We start from the raw sequence: 20462 nt of genomic DNA, 5'->3' as shown, positions 1-20462 counted from the left end.
GATTGTCCGAGTGCGGGGCGTACCTGGTTGTAGGCGCCTTGTGCCCCCACGAAAAAAGGCGCGGAATTCGCGCCTTTTTTCATGTTTCATTTCTTAGGGCATGCATGCGCCGGGTGCCGCAGAAGCTGCTGGGGGCTATTTGCTCTTGCTGTGTCCCATGGCAACGACCAAGGCCGTCACCAAGAAAAAAGCCTGCAACTCCAGCGCCCAGCCGCCCGATTTGCTCAGCTGCAAAAAGTGATTGGTGTGCACCAGCACCAAGGCCACCAGCATGTTCATGGCCACGACCAGTGCCGCAGGCACCACATACAGCCCCACCAGCAAAAACAGCGGAGCCACCACTTCGCCCAGAAACACCGCATAGGCCAAAAAGCCGGGCAAGCCTGCTTTGATCAGCATGCTCTCAATGCCACCGATACCGTTGGTGATCTTGGCCCAGCCGTGAAACAGCATCAGCACTGCCAAGGTGACGCGCAGCAGCACCATGGCCGCATGGGGATGGTAGAAGTGTTTCCAGAAGCTCATAAGGCCACAGGGTAAAACAAAAAATGCTTTTTCAATCCGTGGGAAAACAGGGAGAAACGGTTGCAGTCCACTGGCTTGTGGGGCACCGGCGCATGCAGAGGGCAGGCGCATCTGACGTTTGCTGTAGGTCTGGGGCCAGACCTGTTTGAACAGGGTTGGCGTGGGTGGACAAGCCCTCTAGGATGATTTTCAGCCACGCGCCACAGCTGCTGTCTTGCAGCTTGTGCATGTGCTTATTCATACTTTTTCGAGGGTTCTGACTATGCAAAAGACTTTCTCTGTGCGTTCTGTGGTTTGGGCTTCTGGCGCGGTGGCCGCTGCACTGGTGATGGCGGGCTGCACTTCGACTGGCAACACCCAGGGCAAGGGCTCGGCACCCAGCAGCCGCGCTGAACTGGAGTCGCAGTCGACCGCAGCGCTGAACCGTTTGTACAGCGCCATGCCTGGCACCCGTGAGCTGGTGGCCAAGTCCAGGGGCGTGCTGGTGTGCCCTGCGGTGATCGGCGGCAGCTTTGTGATTGGCGCAGAACACGGCAAGTGCGTGCTGCGCTCCAACGGCACCACACGTGGCTACTACAGCACCACCGCAGCGTCGATTGGCTGGCAGGCTGGCGGTCAATCCAAAGCGGTGATTTATGTGTTCAGCGCGCAAGATGCGTATGACAAATTCGTCAAGAGCGATGGCTGGTCGGTAGGTGCCGATGCCAACGTGGCGGTGGGCAGGGCTGGCGCCAATGGCACGATTGACACCACCACAGCCAATGCCCCCGTCAGCAGCTATGTGTTGAATAACACGGGCCTGGAGGCCGGCGTCTCGGTCAATGGCAGCAAGATCAGCAAGATCAATATGTAAATAGCGCATCGCTCCAAGGTTTGTGTGCAAAGACCGGCATCTGCCGGTCTTTTTTTATCAGTGTCAAATAAGCGTTTGAGGCAGACTTATCAAGCGCTGTTAGCTATGCTTTTATTTTTTAGTGCTGCTGTGTCACCGCAGAAAATATCTGCGCACGGGGCACACAGGCAGCACCAGTTTGTGCGGCAGCGTGGAAAAAAGGTCTAAGCTTTGGGCTTTGCTCTTTGTGCACTGCTTATGCAAGTTCGATTCACCAAAATGCAAGGCGCTGGCAACGACTTTGTCGTGCTGGACGAGACCCAGGGGCGCTTGGGCCTGACGCCTGCGCACTACCGTTTTCTGGCGGATCGCCACTTTGGGGTGGGGGCCGACCAAATTTTGACGGTGCGCCCTTCCCCCGCGCCAGGGGTGGATTTTGAATATGTCATCCACAACGCCGATGGCGGTGAGGTGGAGCAGTGCGGCAACGGCGCACGCTGTTTTGCACGTTATGTGCATGACAAAGGCTTGACGCCCAAGACCGAGATTCGCGTACAGACCCAAGCGGGGGTGATTGCCCCCCAGCTCACCGCGGATGGCCGCGTCACGGTGAACATGGGAGCGCCCGTGCTGGAGCCAGCGCGCGTGCCGTTTGATGCATCGGGCCTGCCGCAACAGCGCCAGTCCCAAGCGCTGGTGTGGCCCTTGGCCTTGCAAGGCCCTGCGCCGCTCGACCAGGTGCAGGTGGTGGCCGTGTCCATGGGCAACCCGCATGCGGTGCAACTGGTGGAGGATGTGGAAGCAGCCCCTGTGGCCATCGTCGGCCCACAGATCGAGCACCATCTACGCTTTCCACAGCGCGTGAATGCAGGCTTTATGCAGGTGCTCTCGCGCACTGCAGTCAAGCTGCGCGTGTACGAGCGCGGCGCCGGTGAAACACTGGCCTGCGGCACGGGAGCATGCGCGGCAGTGGTTGCCGGTATCCTTTTGGGGGTGCTGGACCACCGCGTAGACGTGCATACTTGCGGGGGTCTGCTGACCATTGAATGGACGGGGGGCGCGCAAGACGCTGTCATGATGACGGGGCCTGCCACCACGGTGTTTGAAGGTCAGATACACATTCCCGAAGAACTATGAACAGCATTGAAACACCCGCCATGAATGAAGCCAGCATTGCCGAGTACCTGCTGCAACATCCAGAGTTTTTTGAGCGCCATGCAGAAATGCTGACGGCCGTGCACCTGAGCAGCGGTCACGGCCAGCGCGCTGTGAGCTTGCAAGAGCGCCAGGCAGAAATGCTGCGCGACAAAATCAAGGGCCTGGAAGGCCGCATCATGGAAATGGTGCGCAACAGCAGTGAAAACTCCGCCATTGCACACAAAATCCACCGCTGGAGCTGCAATTTGGCTGCGGTGCAAGACGTGCGCCAACTGCCCCGCGCCATTGCTGAAGGCATTCAAAAAGAATTCGATGTGCCGCAAGTCGGCATCCGTGTGTGGGATGTGGCTGGGCCTTATGTGGGCCAGTTGTTCACCATGGGCGTGAGCGAAGATGCCAAGTCGTTTGCCACCTCGCTGACCATGCCGTTTTGCGGCCCCAACCTCGGTTTTGAGCCCACCGCGTGGCTGCCCAACCCCAACGAAGTGCAGTCCATGGCACTGCTGACGCTGCGCGAAGGCCCCAACGACAGCCAAAGCCCCGCTTTCGGTCTGCTGGTGTTGGGCTCGCCCGATCCGCTGCGTTTTGATGCCACCATGGGCACGGAATTCCTCTCGCGCATTGCCGAGCAGGCCAGCGCCGCGCTGGGGCGTCTGCGCGTGATGCCCTCGGGCAATTAATGGGCGCTTAGGCGCGAGCATTGACATGCCAGACGCGGTTGCACTTGCGCCACAGCTGCAGGCCTATCTGCAGCATGTCGCCAGTGAGCGGCGCTTGGCCCCGCGCACGGTGGCCATCTACACCGAAGGCCTGCAGCAATTGCAGGCCATGGCTGCGCAAGCCGGGCACGAGGTGCTGGCTCTGCAACCTCCGCAGATACGCCGTTTTGTGGCTGCTTTGCATGCCAAAGGCCGCCACGGGCGCAGTATTGCGCTGTGGCTGTCGTGTTGGCGTGGTTTTTTTAAATGGGCGGCGTGGCAGGGCTGGGTAGAGCGCAATCCGGTGGAGGGCATTCGCGCCCCGAAAACTTCCAAACCCTTGCCCAAAGCCCTGGGTGTGGACGCGGCCGTGCAGCTGGCCGCATTTGTGAATGCTGCGGCAGACCCGTGGGAAGAAGCGCGCGATGCCGCCATGACCGAGCTGCTCTACAGCAGTGGCTTGCGCGTGAGTGAGTTGGCCCATCTGGACGTGCAAGCGGGCTCTGGGCTGGGCTGGCTGGATCTGCAGGCGGGTTTGGTGCATGTGACAGGCAAAGGCGGCAAGCGCCGCAGTGTGCCCGTGGGGGCGCCCGCCAAAGCTGCGCTGCAACGCTGGTTGGCGTTGCGCGCCAGCCGGTTTGGCGTGCAGTGGGCCGAGCCTGCGCTGTTTGTGGGCGCGCGCGGTGCGCGCATTACGCCGCAGATGGTGTGGCTGCGTTTGCGCCAGCGCAGCCAGCAAGCGGGCCTGCCGGTGGCCGTGCACCCGCACGTGCTGCGCCATTCGTTTGCCAGCCATGTGCTGCAGTCCAGTGGCGATTTGCGTGCGGTGCAAGAGCTGCTGGGGCACGCCAACATCTCCACCACGCAAATCTATACGCGGTTGGATTTTCAGCACTTGGCCCAGGCCTATGAGCAGGCCCACCCCCGGGCACGCAAAAAACCTTGAACGCTGCTTGCTTCTGAAAGAAGAGCGGCTAGCGCAGATCAGCAAATATTTTCAAACTGTTTTAGTGCTGAAAAGCCTGTTTATCCAACGCTAGCCGCTCTTGTTTTTGTGCAGCGATATGGTGTGCTTATTGCTTGTTACTTTTTTATACAAGCGAATGAGCGGGACAAGCACCATGGAGTTATTGCTCAAATACGAAGGACACCACATTCCCCCTGGCTGGGAGTGTTTGCAGGGCATGCGCATGGGGCGTAATGTGTGGGTGTTCAAGCTGCCACACCCAGACGCTGTGCTGGCGCTGATGCAGCAACTGGCGCAAGACGTGGACGAGCAAGTGCTGGCCTTGACGCTGGTGGCCATAGTGCAGGTGGCCGCGCAGCAGTCGCCCGCCCTGCTGCTGGATAACGCCGTGCCGTTCATGGTGCTGTTGACGCGCCTGCGCTACCCGTGGCTGCAAAGCGGCATCGAAAAATATGTGGACGTGCACTTTCAGCCCATCATCGATTTGGCGGATGGCGGGCGCATCCATGCCCAAGAGGCGCTGTGCCGCTTGCGCACCCCGGACGGGGCATTGCTCAGTGGCTATGAAACCTTCACCTTGGCGCGCCACCTGGGGCGGCTGGATGCGCTGGATATTGCGTTGCAGCAAAAAGCCTTGCAGCGCAAGGCCGCAGATTTGGAGCCGGGCATGACCTTGTTCTTGAACGTGCTGCCGTCCACGCTCATGCAGCCCCACTGGCCCGCGCAGTTTGTGCAGTGGCTGAGTGACTGGGGCATTGGCCACCAGGAGTTGGTGATTGAAGTGGTGGAGAGTGAAAAAGTCGACCCTGCCGGGCTGGCACAGCGCTGTGATGACCTGCGCCGTCAGGGGCTGCGCATTGCGCTGGACGATATGGGCGCAGGCTTTAACTGCCTGTCGGTGCTGGGCATGGTGCGCTCTGACTACATCAAGGTCGACCGGGGGCTGGTGCACGAAGCGCGGGGCAGCCGGGTGCGCTCGGTGCTGCTGGAAGCGCTGGTGTCGATGGCCGAGCGCTTGGGCGCAACCGTGATTGCCGAGGGCTTGGAGCGCACCGAAGATGTGGCGTTTTGCCGCTCGCTGGGCATTCATTTGGTGCAAGGCTATTTGCTGGCGCGCCCCAGTTATGCACCATTAACGGGCAAGCTGGGGGTGCCCGCTGCCGAAAAAAGTGTGCCCGTGCAGCGCGTGGACCGCTTTTGCATCACCGATGTGATCGAGTCGCCGCCGGCATTTGATATCCAGGCCCCGCTGACGCTGGTGCGCCAAGCGTTTCGGGAATCGCCAGAGCTGCCGTGGTGCATGCTGACCGATGGAGGCCGCCCCGTGGCCGTGTTGCCCCGTGGGCGTGCGCTGGCGCGGCACACCCGCACGGTGGCGCAGGGCGCGCAGCCGCTGCAGCGCATGCTGCCGTTCAATATGGGCCTGACGGCTTTGGCGCGCAGCCTGTACCTGGAGCGCATGGAGAGCACGCCCTGGGCGGTGGTGGATGAGCACGGCTGCTACATCGGCACGCTGGAGCCAATGATGCTGGTCTCTCACCTGCTGGCGCGGCAAGCGCATGGCGCCAGCCTGCACCCGCTGTCACAGTTGCCCACCGGGCCCACGCTGCGCCAGGCGATTGAAATGCGCATTGCCCGCAAGCATGGGTATCTGGAGCTGGTCTATATCGACCTGGATCATTTCAAGGCCTTCAACGACCGCTATGGTTTTGTGCGCGGCGACGCCATGATCCGCACGCTGGCAGAAATTTTGCGCCACGTGTTCGCGATGAGCACGGAGTGCATGCTCGGGCACATTGGGGGTGACGATTTCATCGTGCTGTTTGACCAGCCCGACCCCTTGCTCATTCCCCAACTGCAACGCGCCATGGCGCAGTTTCATACCTTGGCGCAGCACCTGTACGACACCGAGGACCTGCAGCGTGGCTATTTTGTGACCGAAGATGGGGAAAGCCACCCCGTGGCCAGCATGTCGGTGTCGTGCGTAAACGGCAGCACCGGCATGCCGCAAGACTGTGTGGAAGCCTCGGCACGCGCGGCCAAACTGAAAAAAGTGGGCAAAAACGCGGGCGGCAATGTGATTGTGGTGGAGGCGCAAACGCCGCGCGTGATTCACCCCGAAGCCCTAGGCGACAACATGTCGGGCTGGGAGGCGCATGTACTCGACATCTTGCAGCGCCTGCTGCAAGAGCCGCGTGGGCGCGATGCCCGCGCGCTGGACCATGTCTTCAAGGCCTACCCGTTTTTTGAGGTGCTGTTTGAGCTGGATGCCCAGGGCGTGCAAACCTGTGCCAACTGGATCAACCCCGCCATGTACGGCCGCATTCGCGCAGGCGGTGCCGGGGCCAACCGCAGCGGCCAGTCCTACTTTGCCCATGTGCGAGACAGTGGGCAGGCTTTTGTCTCCCCCATTTACCTGTCCAGCGCCACCGAAGACTTTTGCCTGACCATTGCCGTGCCGATGTACGGCACCAGCGGGCGCTTTACCGGTGTTTTGGTGGGGGACTTGAACCTGGCCTCCATGGCCAGCCTGCTGGAAAACCGTGTGGTTGCCTGAGGGTGTATTAATATTGATAGCTGTCAGCGCTTTATTTATAAGCGCTAGAGCCTTAAAACACCAAGAACTGGCACATCCCTGCTGGGGCCATGTGCTTGCTGCACTGGCTACACTTTCGGCCTCTGGCGCGCAGCCATCGTCGGCTGAGCGCTTGGGCTTTGATTAATCAGCAAGCTGCACGGCTGCAGTTTGCACATTGCGACAAGGTTGTACTTCCATGGCACTCATTCCCGTCAGCATCCTCACCGGCTTTTTGGGCGCGGGCAAGACCACGCTGCTCAAGCGCGTGCTCAGCGAGTCGCACGGCATGAAGATCGCTGTGATTGAAAACGAGTTTGGTGAAGAAAACATCGACACCGACATTCTGCGCACCGAGTCCACCGAGCAAATCCTGCAGATGAGCAACGGCTGCATCTGCTGCACCATCCGCGAAGACCTGCGCGAAGCGCTGCAACTGCTGGCCGCCAAGCGCCGCAAGGGCCTGGTGGAATTTGACCGGATCGTGATCGAAACCACCGGTTTGGCCGACCCCGGCCCCGTGGCGCAAACCTTCTTCATGGACGATGAGATTGCGGAAACCTACCTGATCGACTCCATCTTGACCCTGGTGGATGCCAAACACGCCAACCAGCAACTGGACGACCGCCAGGAAGCGCGCCGCCAGGTCGGCTTTGCCGACCAGATCTTCCTGTCCAAGACCGATCTGGTGACCGAAGCAGAAAAAGACGCGCTGATTCACCGCCTCAAGCACATGAACCCCCGTGCCCCCATCAAGGCCGTGCACTTTGGCGATGTGGCCCTGAACGAGGTGTTTGACCTGCGTGGCTTCAACCTCAACGCCAAGCTGGACATCGACCCCGACTTCCTCAAGGAGGACGACCACGGTCATGACCACGATCACAGCCACTGCGACCATGACCACGGCCATTGCAGCCATGAAGGGCATGACCGCGGTCACGACCACGAGCATGCACACGGCCACGACTGCGGCCATGACCATGCGCACGGTGAACACTGCAACCATCCGCATCACCACCACCATGACGACGATGTGAAAAGCTTTGTTTACCGTGCGGACAAAGCCTTCGATCCCGCCAAGTTGGAAGACTTTCTGGGTGCCATCGTGAACATCTACGGCCCAAAGATGCTGCGCTACAAAGGCGTGCTGCACATGCAGGGTACGAACCGCAAGGTCATCTTCCAGGGCGTTCACCAGTTGATGGGCAGTGATTTGGGTCCAGACTGGGCAGAGGGCGAAAAGCGTCAGAGCAAGATGGTCTTCATCGGGATTGATTTGCCGCAAGATATCTTGCGCCAAGGTCTGGATCAGTGCTTGGTATAAGGGGGTGAGGCCCTGAAAAGCATTGCGCAAATCAGGGTTAAACCAGACAAGCTTGTGCGTTATGTACAACTTTAGGGGTTAAGCCGTGTCTGACCGATACAATCGCGCCCCTGATAAGAACCCGGTACTTCATACCTAATGGGTGAACCGACTGGGCCGTGCTAGTACTGTGAGGAGACAGGAAGTGACAGCAGTCGAGACGAGCAAGAAAAAAGCCGCACCTAAAGTGGTTGCCGCCACCGCCGAGCAGAAGGGCAAGCCCGCAGGCGAAAAAACTGCAGCCAAGCCCAGCGCTGCTGCCGCCAAAACCACAGCGGGCAGCAAATCCCGCGCTGTGACCCATGAACCCACCAAGGCCGCTGCTGCACCAGCAGCAGTTACCAAGGCCGTTTCAAACAACACCATGCCAACGACAACTTCTGTGCCTACTTCCTCTGTGACCAAACGCGACCCCAAGCTGGCTAACAACTGGAAGACCAAGCCTTTGGAAGAGCTGACCGATGCGGAAATCATTGCGATGCCTGACGACGAATACATGAACGATGTACAGATGGCGTACTTCCGTGCCAAGCTCGTCAAGCTCAAGCAAGACATGCATCAAAACGCGGGTGAAACCGCCGAAAACCTGCGCGAAGACACCGTGGTGGTGCCCGATCCCGCAGACCGCGCCACCATTGAAGAAGAGCATGCGCTGGAGTTGCGTACGCGCGACCGCGAACGTAAGCTTTTGAAAAAAATCGAACAATCCATTGCTCGAATCGACGCAGGTGACTATGGTTACTGCGATGAGACGGGTGAGCCCATCGGTGTGCCACGTTTGCTGGCACGCCCGACAGCGACACTGTCGCTGGAAGCGCAGCAGCGCCGTGAGCTCAAACAAAAAATGTTCGGCGATTGAGGGAGTGCCGTGCTATTTGCACGGCTTTGAAAACTGCACATGCATCCAGACAGCGGAAAATCAGGTGGTTTTTTCAACAAGGTGATGCACATGGTGCGCGGCACCCCCGCTGCCAGTGCTTCATCTATCGATCCCGACAGTCTGAGTGCACGTGAAGTGCTGCAAGAGTCGATGGTGCGCAAGCGCCGCAATGAGGCCATACGCCTGCATGAGTTTGCCCAGCTGCGCTTGCTGCGCCAGCGCAATGAAGTCGGGGGGCAAGTCAGTGCCAGCCAAGCCGCCAAAGATGATGCACTGTCATCCCTGCTCGGTCAGGAAACCCGCAGTACCGAAACCCTGCAAAAAATTGATGCCATTGAGGCACAAATGTCTGGTCAGTGGTGGCGCAGTTCTGCGCAAACTGCCGCCAAGGTAGAAAAAACTGCCACTCCGCGACCTTCCCCGGCGCGCCCGCTGGGTGACATTCCCGTGCTGGGTGAGGACAGCGTGGTGCAGCCCGCAGCCTCTGCGCCGCTTGCACTGCCCTCGCATGCGTCGGTGCCTATGCCCGCAGCGCCTGCCGCTGCATTGCCCGTTTTTCAGCCCCATCCCGACTTGGAAGAAGCCGCCATCTTGTTTGCCCATGGCGATATGGACGGTGCGCGCACCCGTTTGCTCGAGCAGTTGGTGCAGGTGCTCAGTACGGAGGCGGTGGATGAAGACAAAGCCGCTGTGCTGTGGCATGCCGTGCTGGACTTGTGCCGCGCGACCGGTGATGAAGAGGCTTTTGAGCCGCTGGCCATTGACTATGCGGAGCATTTTGGGCGTTCGGCCCCGCTGTGGTCGTCGATTCCTGAGCGAATGGGCTTGCCTGCTTTGCATGGCGCGGCACGGCCCCATGCGCTCAAACGACAGTTCCAATGGTCTTGCCCTTCGATGTTGACGGTGGGCTCGGTCACGGCGTTGCGTGCGGCGCAGGCAGAGGCTCCGCAGCCCTGGAGCATGTCGTGGCTGCGCTTGCAGTCCGTGGATGAGGCTGCACTGACGCCGTTGACCCAATTGCTGAATGCTTGGTCCGACGGCGAAGGGCAGTTCGTCTTGTCTGATGCGGGCAAACTCTTGCAACTGCTGGAGCGGCACACGCCTGTGGGGAATGCCGCCATCTGCGCTGCGTGGTGGACATTGCGCATGGCAGTGCTGCGGATGATGGATCGCATGGACGATTACGAGCAGGTGGCGCTGGATTATTGCGTGACCTACGAGGTGTCTCCTCCATCATGGGCCAAGCCGCAATGCCATTGTGTGGTGCAGGAAGAGGGGGAGGCGGATGTCTCCATCTTGCAAGAGGCCTCGCTGCACTCTGCCCATGGACAGGCCAAAGGTCTGGTCCCCGTTCCGGTGGCTTCGGCCATGCAGGGGCTGGCAGGCGTGATTGAAGGCGACCCACAAGTGTGGCTGGATGCCTTGACTGCGCAGGCCAAGCCCGGCCAGGTGCTGGAAGTGGCGTGCGACAACTTGATCCGCCTGGATTTTGTGGCCGCTGGTGGTTTGCTCAACTGGGCGGCAGAGATGCAAAACCAAGGCTATATCCTGCGCTTTACGCAGTTGCACCAGCTGGTTGCGGTGTTTTTTCACGTGATTGGGATTCACGAGCACGCCACCGTGCAGGCGACGCTCGCCTGAGTGCCTAAAAAATGCAGAATGGGCGCTTGTATTCACAGGCGCAGCCCTTATCTGCATTGGCTATGGAACAGTATCACGGCACCACCATCATCAGCATCCGTCGCGAAACCCCCGAGGGCGTGCAAGTCGCCATTGGCGGCGATGGCCAAGTCACTCTGGGGCACATTGTGGTCAAGGGCACCGCGCGCAAGGTGCGCAAGCTCTACCACGGCAAGGTACTGGCAGGGTTTGCCGGCGCTACCGCCGATGCGTTCACCCTGTTTGAGCGTTTTGAAGCCAAGCTTGAAAAACACCAAGGCCACCTGACCCGCGCAGCCATTGAGCTGACCAAAGAATGGCGCACCGACCGTGTGCTGCGCAAACTGGAAGCCATGCTGGCCGTGGCCGACCACTCCGCCTCGCTCATCATCACGGGCAACGGCGATGTGCTGGAGCCCGAACAAGGCATTGTGGCGATTGGCTCGGGCGGTGCGTATGCCCACTCGGCGGCCAAAGCCTTGCTCAATAACACCGACTTGTCCGCAGAGGAGATCGTGAAAAAGTCGCTGGAAATTGCGGGCGAGCTGTGCATCTACACGAACATGAACCATACCCTAGAGGTGTTGCCCACCACGCCGCGCTGATTGGCTGCGAAATATTAATAGCTGCTAGCGCTTGCTGCATAAGCGCTAGAGCCTGATTTGACTGATATTTGCTTATGCCCTCCATGACCCCCCAGGAAATTGTTTCCGAGCTGGACAACCACATCGTGGGCCAGTCAGCGGCCAAGCGTGCCGTGGCCATTGCCTTGCGCAACCGCTGGCGTCGTCAGCAGGTGGCGGATGGCCTGCGCCAAGAGATCACGCCCAAAAACATTTTGATGATTGGCCCCACTGGCGTAGGCAAGACCGAGATTGCCCGCCGTCTGGCACGTTTGGCCGATGCACCTTTCATCAAGGTGGAGGCCACCAAGTTCACCGAGGTGGGCTATGTGGGCAAGGACGTGGACTCGATCATTCGCGACTTGGCGGAAATTGCCGTCAAGCAAGCGCGCGAGAGCGAAATGAAAAAGCTGCGCATGCGGGCGGAAGATGCGGCCGAAGACCGTGTGCTGGATGTGCTGCTGCCCCCCGCGCGCACGGGCGATGCACCCGTGGAAGACAACAGCACGCGCCAGATCTTTCGCAAAAAGCTGCGTGAGGGGCAGTTGGACGATAAAGAAATCGAAATCGACTTGGCGGAAGCCAAGCCCCAGCTGGAGATCATGGGCCCTCAGGGCATGGAAGAGATGACCGAGCAGTTGCGCGGCATGTTCAGCCAACTGGGCCAAGAGCGCCGCAAAACACGCAAGCTCAAGATCAAAGATGCCTTGAGGCAACTGGTGGACGAAGAAGCCGCCAAACTGGTTAACGAAGAAGAGACCAAGGCCCGCGCCCTTGCCAACTTGGAGCAAAACGGCATTGTCTTTATCGATGAGATTGACAAGGTGGCGACGCGCCAGGAAGCCAGTGGCTCTGATATCTCACGCCAAGGCGTGCAGCGCGATTTGCTGCCGCTGGTGGAAGGAACGACGGTGTCCACCAAGTACGGCATGGTCAAGACTGACCATATCTTGTTCATTGCTTCGGGGGCCTTCCACCTGTCCAAGCCCAGTGATTTGATTCCGGAGTTGCAAGGGCGCTTTCCGATCCGCGTGGAGTTGCAATCGCTGTCGGTGCAAGACTTTGAGGCCATCCTGACGCAAACCCATGCATCGCTGACCAAGCAGTACCAAGCGCTGCTGGAGACCGAGGGGGTGCAACTGCACTTCACCCCGGATGGCATTACCCGTTTGGCCTACACCGCTTTTACCGTGAACGAGCGCACGGAAAATATCGGCGCGCGCCGTTTGTCGACGGTAATGGAGCGTTTGCTCGATGAGGTGAGTTTTGATGCCGTCAAATTGGCAGGGCAGACCGTCACGATTGATGCAGCCTATGTGGATGCACGACTGCAAATGCTGAGCCAGGATGAAGACTTGTCGAGATACATCCTGTAACCAAATCATTGCCCGCACATCCCCCTTGGCGACGTCTTGTCACCAAGGGGGATTTGTTTTGATAAAGAACGTAAAAGGGCTGTAGGACAGCATTGTTCTGCTGATGAGTGGTTAAGTGATTGAAAGTAAAAGACTTTTTGGTTTTTTGGTTGATTTTTAACTTTCTAACTCATTGATTTCATTGCAAATGTTTGTGAAGGCCCTAATAGCGTGGCCTGAATTTGCTGCTACAGTGCAAAAAAGTGCAATTAAGTGGTGCAAATTGCCTGAAACGCCCTGTGAAGGGCGCTCAAGGCCCAAGTAAACGGGGTGTGATCGATCGTGTTTCAAGGGGCTTCTTCGCTGAATCTCGATGGCAAGGGCCGGTTATCTATACCGACCCGGCATCGTGACGCCCTGATTTCCCAAGCACAAGGCCAGATCACCATCACCAAACATCCCCACGGATGTCTGATGCTCTTTCCGCGTTCTGAATGGCTGCTGTTTCGTGAGCGCATTGGCCAATTGCCCATGTCGGCGCAGTGGTGGAAGCGCATCTTCTTGGGCAATGCCATGGATGTGGACATGGACGGCACGGGCCGCGTGCTGGTCTCGCCAGAGTTGCGCCAAGCAGTAGGCCTGGATCGAGAGGTGATCTTGCTTGGCATGGGCAATCACTTCGAGCTTTGGAACAAAGCCACTTATGAAGCCCATGAGGCGCAAGCCATGCAAGCGCCCATGCCCGACGTATTTCAAGATTTCGCTTTCTAAAGGGTGCGCTTTGAATCAGCCCCTCCAACACATCACAGTTTTACTGAACGAGGCGGTAGACGCCTTGCTGGGAAATGATCCGTCTGCTGCGTATGGCACTTATGTCGATGGCACTTTTGGCCGTGGAGGTCACTCGCGGCTCATCCTCTCTAGGCTGAGCCCGCAGGGGCGGCTGATTGCGTTTGACAAAGACCCGCTGGCGATTGCAGAAGCCGGGCGTATCCAAGACGCCCGTTTTTCTATTCGTCACCAAGGGTTTCGCAATATCAGCGAATTGCCAGATGCCAGTGCAGATGGCATCTTGATGGATTTGGGGGTAAGTTCCCCCCAGATCGACCAAGCTGATCGCGGTTTCAGTTTTCGCTTTGACGGCCCTTTGGATATGCGCATGGACACCACCCGGGGCCAAAGCGTGGCCGAGTGGCTGGCAGATGCCGAGGTGCAGCAGATCACGGATGTCATCCGTGATTACGGTGAAGAACGTCTCGCTTACCCCGTGGCCAAGGCCATTGTGGCGCACCGCGAGGCCCATGGCCCTTTGCAAACCACCACTGAATTGGCGCAGTTGGTAGGCAAGGTGGTGAAAAGCCGCGATGGTCAAAACCCCGCCACACGTACTTTCCAGGCACTGCGCATTTTCATCAATGCGGAGTTGGTGGAGCTGGAAGAGGCGCTGGCGGCCAGCTTGCGCGTGCTCAAACCGGGCGGGCGTTTGGCGGTCATTAGCTTTCACTCGCTGGAAGACCGCATCGTCAAGCAGTTCATCGCGGAGCACTCCAAAGAGGTGTATGACCGCCGCACACCATTTGCAGAACCCAAGCCCATGCGCTTGAAGGCGCTGGAGCGTATCAAGCCCAGCAAGGCGGAGGTCGATGCCAACCCGCGTTCTCGCAGTGCTGTGATGCGTGTGGCTGAACGTACCGAGGTGCCTGCATGACAACCCGTGTACGGCTGCGCCAGACAAGGAGGGTGGCATGCTGCGCCTGAACTTCTTGTTGCTGGTCTCCGTGATGTTGAGTGCGCTCTATCTGGTGCAAACCCAGTATGAGTCGCGCCGACTTTTTACAGAGCTGCACCGCGCCACCAATGAATCCCGTAATTTGGAGACGGAGTACCAGCGTCTCCAGGTGGAGTTGCGTGCCCAGTCTTCGCCCTCACGCATCGAAGCATTGGCGGTTGCACAGGGCTTGCAAGGCGCTTCGCCCGCTATCACGCACTATGTGCATGACACCCAGCAAGTTGGGGGTGTGCAGTGAGGCGCGGCATGAATTACGCATCCAGCCCTTTGCTGGCCAGCAAAACGCCCGCTTGGCGCAGCAAGTTTGTGATGGCTTGCGTGGTGTTTGCATTCGTCGGTTTGGCTGCACGCGCGGCCTGGGTGCAGGTGATTGATAACGACTTTTTCTTGCGCCAAGGTGAGGTGCGTTTTGCGCGCACCTTGGAGCTGTCCGCGAATCGCGGCCGTATTTTGGATCGCAATGGCTTGATCCTGGCATCCAGCGTGCCTGCCGCCAGTATCTGGTCGATCCCCGAAGACGTAGAGAAGAATTCGCCCGAAGATTTGGCCAAGTTGCCCCAGCTGGCGAAGTTGATGGATATGCCTTTGGACCAACTCAAGAAAAAGTTGGCGGAGGACAAGAGCTTTGTTTGGATCAAGCGCCAGCTGGACTGGGACGTGGGCATGCAGATCAAGGCCTTGGGCATCAAGGGCATTTACCAGTCTCGTGAATACAAGCGCCAGTACCCTGAAGGTGAGGCTGCTGCGCACATCGTTGGCTTTACCAATGTGGAAGACAAAGGCCAGGAAGGCATGGAGCTGGCCTTTGAAAAAGACCTGGCAGGCAAGGTTGGCTCACGCCGTGTGATCAAGGACCGCATGGGGCGCGTGGTAGAAGGTGTGGGGGAAGAAATTCCTCCGATTGATGGCCGCGATATTCAGCTTTCCATCGACAGCAAAATCCAGTTTTTTGCGTATCAAAAGCTCAAAGAGCAAGTGATTGCGCACAAGGCCGTGGGCGGTACGGTGGTGGTGATGGACGCCAAAACTGGCGAACTTTTGGCGCTGGCCAATTACCCGAGCTTTAACCCCTCCAACCGCAAACGCTTGACGGGTGAGCAATTGCGAAACCGTGCGATTACGGATGTGTTTGAGCCGGGCTCCACCATCAAGCCCATCACTGTGGGTGTAGCGCTGGAAAGCGGCAAGGTGCGACCAACGACGACGATCGACACCTCGCCAGGTCGCATCAATGTCACGGGCTCCACCATCTCTGACACCAAAAACTACGGCCTGCTGACCGTGGAAGGGGTGATTCAGAAGTCATCCAACGTGGGTACCACCAAAATTTCGCAGCAACTGACGGCCAAAGAGATGTGGGAGACTTTCTCTGCGGTGGGTTTTGGTCAAAAGCCGCAAATTTCTTTCCCCGGTGCGGCCAGTGGCCGTTTACGCCCCTATAAGACGTGGCGCCCTGTAGAACAGGCCACCATGTCGTATGGCTATGGCTTGTCGGCCAGCTTGCTGCAGATGGCGCGCTCCTACACCGTGTTCTCCAATGGCGGTCACGTCATTCCGGCCACCATGCTGAAGTTGGACAAGCCGCCAGTGGGCGTGCCGGTCTTTTCGGAGCGCACGGCAGAGCAAGTGCGCAAGATGCTGGCTTTGGCGACAGGACCCGGTGGTACGGGACAACGCGCGCAGACGGTCGGTTATTCCGTCGGTGGCAAGTCGGGTACCGCTCGCAAGCAGGTCGGCAAGAGCTATGCCGCAGGAAAATACCGCGCTTGGTTTACCGGCATGGCGCCGATCGAGAATCCGCGTGTGATTGTGGCGGTGATGGTCGATGAGCCCAGCAACGGCACCATCTACGGTGGTGCTGTGGCTGCGCCTGTTTTTAGCACGGTGGTTCAGCAGAGTTTGCGACTTTTGGGTGTGGCTCCTGACATGGCGGTACAGCCCCAAATTGTTGCCAACCCTGTGGAGGAGTCGCTGTGAGCAGCGTGCCTGAATTATTAAATGACCTGCAGCAAGCCCATGCTTGGCTGCGTGCCCGCGTGACAGGGCAACTGCGTACAGACAGCCGCCTGGTGCAGCCTGGTGACGGGTTTATTGCCTGGCCCGGAGGTGTGACGGATGGGCGTGAGCACGTGGCATCTGCATTGGCACGTGGTGCAGTGGCATGTCTGGTAGAGCACAAAGGCATGGAAGCCTTTGATTTGCAAGGGCCCGTAGCTAGCTTTTTAGGTTTGAAAGCTGCCACGGCGGAGATCGCAGCCCTCTGGTGCAATCATCCCTCGGCGCAGCTGCAAGTGCTGGCCGTGACGGGAACCAACGGTAAAACATCGACGGCATGGTGGCTGGCGCATGCTTTGGCGCACTACCAGCAGGGAGCGCGCAAGGGCTGCGCCATGGTGGGCACCCTAGGCATTGGCGTGCCGCCGATGGTAGTGAGTACGGGCATGACCACGCCTGACCCGGTGTGCCTGCAGTACGCTTTTGCAGACTACGTGCAGCAAGGCATCGCTGCGTGTGCGATCGAGGCTTCTTCAATTGGTGTAGAAGAACACCGCCTCGATGGCACACAGATTCACACAGCCATATTTACCAATTTCACCCAAGACCACTTGGACTACCACGGCAGCATGCAGGCCTACTGGCAAGCCAAGGCCAAGTTGTTTGCATGGCAAGGCTTGAAAGCAGCGGTGATCAATGTTGATGATGCGCACGGCCTAGGTTTGGCCGCCCAACTGCAAGCTGAAAGCCACTTGGATGTGTGGACGGTGGCGGTAGAGAACCCCGCACGTCTGCAAGCACGTCATGTGCGCCATGGCTTGCGGGGCTTGAGCTTTGAAGTGCAAGAAGGCACCCAAGTTTTCACGATGGAAACCGGGCTGATTGGCCAGTACAACGTGAGCAATATGCTGGGCGTACTTGCCACCTTGCGCACCCTGGGCGTGAGCTTGGCAGATGCCGTGAGCATCTGCATGGATTTGGATCCGGTGCCCGGTCGGATGCAGCAAATTGCCCAAGCACAGCAGCCGTTGGTGGTGGTGGACTACGCCCATACACCGGACGCTTTGGAGCAAGCCTTGAAAGGCTTGCAACCCGTAGCGCAAGCGCGGGGCGGCCAGTTGCATTGCGTGTTTGGCTGCGGCGGTAACCGCGATGCCACCAAGCGCCCCTTGATGGGCCAGGCCGCGCAGCGGCAAGCCGATGTGGTCTGGGTCACCAGTGACAACCCCCGGGGTGAGGTGCCTGCGGCCATCGTCGCAGACATCACAGCCGGTATGCAGCTGCAGGGCGTGCATGTGGTGGTGGATCGCGCCCAGGCCATTGAGCAAGCTATTGCCCTGGCAGGACACCGTGATGTTGTGCTGCTGGCAGGCAAGGGGCATGAAGACTATCAGGAAATTCAGGGTGTGAAGCACCCGTTTTCTGACATGGACAAGGCGTCCCAAGCCTTGGCCCAGCGAGAAGGACAGACGCAATGATGACTTTGCAACAGGCATGGCAGTGGATCCAGGCCTTCCAGCCGCAGGCGCGGCTGGTGGGGGATGGCGCTACGCCCGTGCTGCGTGTGCATACGGACAGCCGCACTTTGCAAAGTGGTGACTTGTTTGTGGCGCTCCAAGGCGAGCGCATGGATGCCCATGCATTTTTGCCCCAGGTCAAGGCGCAGGGCTTGGCTGCGGCTGCGTTGGCACATGGCGGTTTGGACGCTTTAGGTTTGCCTGGCATTGAAGTGCCAGACACCACCCAAGCCTTGGGTGCTTTGGCCGCAGGTTGGCGCAGCATGTTTGGCCTGCCGTTGATTGCCGTGACCGGTAGCAATGGCAAAACCACGGTCACGCAAATGATTGCCAGCATCTTGCACGCGCAAGCGGGTGATGCGGCGTTTGCCACCCAAGGCAATTTCAACAATGCGATTGGCGTGCCGCTGACCCTGTTTCGCCTGAGTGCCGCGCACCAGCTGGGGGTGGTGGAGCTGGGCATGAACCACCCAGGCGAAATTGCCGAGCTGGCACGCATTGCTCAGCCGACGGTGGCGCTGGTGAACAACGCCCAGCGTGAACACCAAGAGTTCATGCACACCGTGCAGGCGGTGGCGGAAGAGAACGGTAGCGTCTTGGGCTTTTTGCCCAAGGATGGCGTGGCCGTTTTTCCTGCCGATGAAGCATTTACCCCGCTGTGGCACAAGCTGGCCGCAGGCCGCAAGGTGCTGACCTTTGGCGGCGAAGCGGCCGACGTGCGCAGCACCAAGGCGCAATGGGCCGATAGCGCATGGCAGGTGCAGGTGCAAACGCCACAAGGCAGTTTTGACTGCGCGCTGCACATCGCAGGCCGCCACAACGTGCGCAATGCGCTGGCCGCTACGGCGTGTGGCTTGGCTGCAGGTGTGCCCTTGGCGGCGATTGCGCGGGGTTTGAGTGCATTCAGCCCTGTCAAAGGTCGCTCGCGCTCGACCTCGGTGGTCTGCGCGGGTCGGCGCATTGATGTGGTGGATGACACCTACAACGCCAACCCTGACTCGGTGCAAGCCGCCATTGCAGTGCTGGCAGAGTTGCCTGCGCCGCATCTGCTGGTGCTGGGTGATATGGGCGAGGTGGGCGACCAAGGCCCTGCCTTTCACGCCGAAGTCGGCGCCAGTGCCCAGCAAGCGGGTATTGAAACTTTTATGGCCTTAGGCCCGCAAATGCAGCATGCCGTTGCTGCATTTGGGCAGGGTGCTACACAATTTGAAGATATGGCAGCGTTGATCGCAGCGGTGCAAGCCCATATGGGGCAAACCGGCAGTGTGCTGGTTAAAGGTTCGAGAAGTATGAAGATGGAACAAGTGGTGCAGGCGCTGGAGCGTGCTTGTGGGGAGGGCGCAGCATGCTGCTGATCTTGGCGGAATGGTTGCAGTCTCTGTCGGCTGACTTTAGTTTTTTGCGGGTGGTGCAGTACATCACCTTCCGTGCGGTGATGGCTGCGGTGACGGCACTGGCCATCGGTTTGTATGTGGGCCCCAAGGCTATCCGCATGCTGACGGCGCTGAAGATGGGCCAGCCCGTGCGCGGCTATGCCATGCAGACGCACCTGGTCAAAAACGGCACACCGACCATGGGTGGCGTGCTGATCCTGTTTGCGATTGCCACATCTACCCTGCTGTGGTTTGACCTGTCCAACCGTTTTGTCTGGATTGTGATGATCGTCACCATGGGCTTTGGTGCCATCGGCTGGGTGGACGACTGGCGCAAAGTGGTCAACAAAGATCCCGAAGGCATGCCCTCGCGCGAGAAGTACTTCTGGCAGTCGGTGATTGGCCTGATTGCCGCCGTGGCACTGGTCTTCAGCATCTCGGAAAACTCCAACAGCCGTGCGTTTGAACTGTTTGTGACCTGGGTGCAGTCGGGTTTTTCGATGGATTTGCCGCCCCAAGCCGGTTTGCAAGTGCCGTTCTTCAAGGAGATCAGCTACCCATTGGGCGTGCTGGGCTTTGTGATCCTGACCTACTTGGTCATCGTCGGTGCCAGCAACGCGGTGAATCTGACGGATGGACTGGATGGCCTGGCCATCATGCCAGTCATCATGGTGGGCACGGCGCTGGGCATTTTTGCCTATGTGACCGGCAACGCCAATTACGCCAAATACCTGCACTTCCCCAGCATTCCCGGCACGGGCGAGCTGATGATTTTCTGCGGTGCCATGGCCGGTGCCGGTCTGGCTTTTCTGTGGTTCAACGCCCACCCCGCGCAAATTTTCATGGGTGACGTGGGAGCGCTGGCGCTGGGCGGCGCGCTGGGCACGATTGCCGTGATCGTGCGCCAGGAGATTGTGCTGGCCATCATGGGCGGTATTTTTGTGGCCGAGGCGGTCTCGGTGATGCTGCAGGTGGTGTGGTTCAAGTACACCAAAAAGCGCTACGGCGAAGGCCGCCGCTTGCTGAAGATGGCGCCGCTGCACCACCACTTTGAAAAGAGTGGCTGGAAGGAAACGCAGGTGGTGATCCGTTTCTGGATCATCACCATGCTGCTGTGCCTGATTGGCCTGTCCACACTGAAGCTGAGGTAAGC

At 59.1% G+C, this 20462-nt stretch carries 18 protein-coding genes; 17 read left to right on the top strand and 1 reads right to left on the bottom strand.

Features of this window, described 5'->3' with window-relative positions:
- Positions 1–135 precede the first annotated feature (135 nt).
- A complete protein-coding gene (locus B3R00_RS13480; RefSeq protein ID WP_286999441.1) occupies positions 136–525 on the bottom strand; it encodes a DoxX family protein in 390 nt (129 codons plus the stop codon).
- 262 nt (positions 526–787) lie between these two features.
- On the opposite strand from B3R00_RS13480, the gene B3R00_RS13475 reads away from it, so the two are divergent.
- The 17 genes from B3R00_RS13475 (at position 788) to mraY (ending at position 20460) form a co-directional block, all read left to right on the top strand.
- Complete coding sequence (locus B3R00_RS13475) at positions 788–1378, top strand: BPSL1445 family SYLF domain-containing lipoprotein (protein ID WP_286999440.1); 591 nt, start codon at positions 788–790, stop codon at positions 1376–1378.
- Between the two features lie 237 nt (positions 1379–1615).
- Positions 1616–2494 carry a diaminopimelate epimerase gene (dapF, locus tag B3R00_RS13470; RefSeq protein ID WP_286999439.1) on the top strand — a complete coding sequence of 293 codons (879 nt, stop codon included), beginning with the start codon at positions 1616–1618 and terminating at the stop codon, positions 2492–2494.
- On the top strand, positions 2491–3195 hold the full coding sequence (locus tag B3R00_RS13465) for a DUF484 family protein (RefSeq protein WP_286999438.1): 705 nt from the start codon (positions 2491–2493) through the stop codon (positions 3193–3195). Before dapF ends, B3R00_RS13465 begins: the two co-directional genes overlap by 4 nt.
- A 25-nt stretch (positions 3196–3220) precedes the next feature.
- Positions 3221–4159, top strand: a complete 939-nt coding sequence (locus B3R00_RS13460; protein WP_286999437.1) for a tyrosine recombinase XerC — start codon at positions 3221–3223, stop codon at positions 4157–4159.
- A 175-nt stretch (positions 4160–4334) separates the two neighbouring features.
- Entirely contained in the window at positions 4335–6737 is a 2403-nt protein-coding gene (locus B3R00_RS13455; RefSeq protein ID WP_286999436.1) for an EAL domain-containing protein, read from the top strand.
- A gap of 217 nt (positions 6738–6954) precedes the next feature.
- Positions 6955–8079 (top strand): CobW family GTP-binding protein, encoded by a 1125-nt coding sequence (locus B3R00_RS13450; protein WP_286999435.1) that lies wholly within the window; start codon positions 6955–6957, stop codon positions 8077–8079.
- Positions 8080–8263: 184 nt separating this feature from the next.
- Positions 8264–8977 (top strand): RNA polymerase-binding protein DksA, encoded by a 714-nt coding sequence (gene dksA, locus B3R00_RS13445; RefSeq protein WP_286999434.1) that lies wholly within the window; start codon positions 8264–8266, stop codon positions 8975–8977.
- A 90-nt stretch (positions 8978–9067) separates the two neighbouring features.
- Positions 9068–10639, top strand: coding sequence for an STAS domain-containing protein (locus tag B3R00_RS13440; RefSeq protein ID WP_286999433.1), 1572 nt, complete (start codon positions 9068–9070; stop codon positions 10637–10639).
- Positions 10640–10701: 62 nt separating this feature from the next.
- Complete coding sequence (gene hslV, locus B3R00_RS13435) at positions 10702–11262, top strand: ATP-dependent protease subunit HslV (RefSeq protein ID WP_219163897.1); 561 nt, start codon at positions 10702–10704, stop codon at positions 11260–11262.
- A 74-nt stretch (positions 11263–11336) separates the two neighbouring features.
- Positions 11337–12656 (top strand): ATP-dependent protease ATPase subunit HslU, encoded by a 1320-nt coding sequence (hslU, locus tag B3R00_RS13430; RefSeq protein WP_286999432.1) that lies wholly within the window; start codon positions 11337–11339, stop codon positions 12654–12656.
- Positions 12657–12977: 321 nt separating this feature from the next.
- Positions 12978–13406, top strand: coding sequence for a division/cell wall cluster transcriptional repressor MraZ (gene mraZ / locus B3R00_RS13425; RefSeq protein ID WP_286999431.1), 429 nt, complete (start codon positions 12978–12980; stop codon positions 13404–13406).
- Positions 13407–13416: 10 nt separating this feature from the next.
- A complete protein-coding gene (gene rsmH / locus B3R00_RS13420; RefSeq protein ID WP_286999430.1) occupies positions 13417–14343 on the top strand; it encodes a 16S rRNA (cytosine(1402)-N(4))-methyltransferase RsmH in 927 nt (308 codons plus the stop codon).
- Positions 14344–14380: 37 nt separating this feature from the next.
- Positions 14381–14662 carry a cell division protein FtsL gene (ftsL, locus tag B3R00_RS13415; RefSeq protein ID WP_174863659.1) on the top strand — a complete coding sequence of 94 codons (282 nt, stop codon included), beginning with the start codon at positions 14381–14383 and terminating at the stop codon, positions 14660–14662.
- A gap of 8 nt (positions 14663–14670) precedes the next feature.
- Positions 14671–16401 (top strand): peptidoglycan D,D-transpeptidase FtsI family protein, encoded by a 1731-nt coding sequence (locus B3R00_RS13410; protein WP_376747653.1) that lies wholly within the window; start codon positions 14671–14673, stop codon positions 16399–16401.
- Positions 16398–17897, top strand: coding sequence for a UDP-N-acetylmuramoyl-L-alanyl-D-glutamate--2,6-diaminopimelate ligase (locus B3R00_RS13405; RefSeq protein WP_286999428.1), 1500 nt, complete (start codon positions 16398–16400; stop codon positions 17895–17897). Before B3R00_RS13410 ends, B3R00_RS13405 begins: the two co-directional genes overlap by 4 nt.
- Positions 17894–19291 (top strand): UDP-N-acetylmuramoyl-tripeptide--D-alanyl-D-alanine ligase, encoded by a 1398-nt coding sequence (locus B3R00_RS13400; protein WP_286999427.1) that lies wholly within the window; start codon positions 17894–17896, stop codon positions 19289–19291. Before B3R00_RS13405 ends, B3R00_RS13400 begins: the two co-directional genes overlap by 4 nt.
- Positions 19282–20460 carry a phospho-N-acetylmuramoyl-pentapeptide-transferase gene (gene mraY / locus B3R00_RS13395; protein ID WP_286999426.1) on the top strand — a complete coding sequence of 393 codons (1179 nt, stop codon included), beginning with the start codon at positions 19282–19284 and terminating at the stop codon, positions 20458–20460. The genes B3R00_RS13400 and mraY overlap by 10 nt, the downstream gene beginning before the upstream one ends.
- Positions 20461–20462: the final 2 nt, after the last annotated feature.

Source organism: Comamonas sp. UBA7840, from assembly GCF_002501455.1.
Taxonomy (GTDB): Bacteria; Pseudomonadota; Gammaproteobacteria; order Burkholderiales; family Burkholderiaceae_C; genus Comamonas; species Comamonas jiangduensis.
Note: the sequence above shows the minus strand (reverse complement) of the source record. Positions and strands in the feature narration are given on the sequence as shown.

Coding starts and splice junctions, on each gene's coding strand:
- B3R00_RS13480 (WP_286999441.1), bottom strand. CDS start 525: ATGAGCTTCTGGAAACACTTCTACCATCCCCATGCGGCCATGGTGCTG.
- B3R00_RS13450 (WP_286999435.1), top strand. CDS start 6,955: ATGGCACTCATTCCCGTCAGCATCCTCACCGGCTTTTTGGGCGCGGGC.
- ftsL (WP_174863659.1), top strand. CDS start 14,381: ATGCTGCGCCTGAACTTCTTGTTGCTGGTCTCCGTGATGTTGAGTGCG.
- B3R00_RS13410 (WP_376747653.1), top strand. CDS start 14,671: ATGAATTACGCATCCAGCCCTTTGCTGGCCAGCAAAACGCCCGCTTGG.
- hslV (WP_219163897.1), top strand. CDS start 10,702: ATGGAACAGTATCACGGCACCACCATCATCAGCATCCGTCGCGAAACC.
- B3R00_RS13400 (WP_286999427.1), top strand. CDS start 17,894: ATGATGACTTTGCAACAGGCATGGCAGTGGATCCAGGCCTTCCAGCCG.
- dapF (WP_286999439.1), top strand. CDS start 1,616: ATGCAAGTTCGATTCACCAAAATGCAAGGCGCTGGCAACGACTTTGTC.
- B3R00_RS13465 (WP_286999438.1), top strand. CDS start 2,491: ATGAACAGCATTGAAACACCCGCCATGAATGAAGCCAGCATTGCCGAG.
- B3R00_RS13460 (WP_286999437.1), top strand. CDS start 3,221: ATGCCAGACGCGGTTGCACTTGCGCCACAGCTGCAGGCCTATCTGCAG.
- mraY (WP_286999426.1), top strand. CDS start 19,282: ATGCTGCTGATCTTGGCGGAATGGTTGCAGTCTCTGTCGGCTGACTTT.
- hslU (WP_286999432.1), top strand. CDS start 11,337: ATGCCCTCCATGACCCCCCAGGAAATTGTTTCCGAGCTGGACAACCAC.
- B3R00_RS13440 (WP_286999433.1), top strand. CDS start 9,068: ATGGTGCGCGGCACCCCCGCTGCCAGTGCTTCATCTATCGATCCCGAC.
- B3R00_RS13455 (WP_286999436.1), top strand. CDS start 4,335: ATGGAGTTATTGCTCAAATACGAAGGACACCACATTCCCCCTGGCTGG.
- B3R00_RS13475 (WP_286999440.1), top strand. CDS start 788: ATGCAAAAGACTTTCTCTGTGCGTTCTGTGGTTTGGGCTTCTGGCGCG.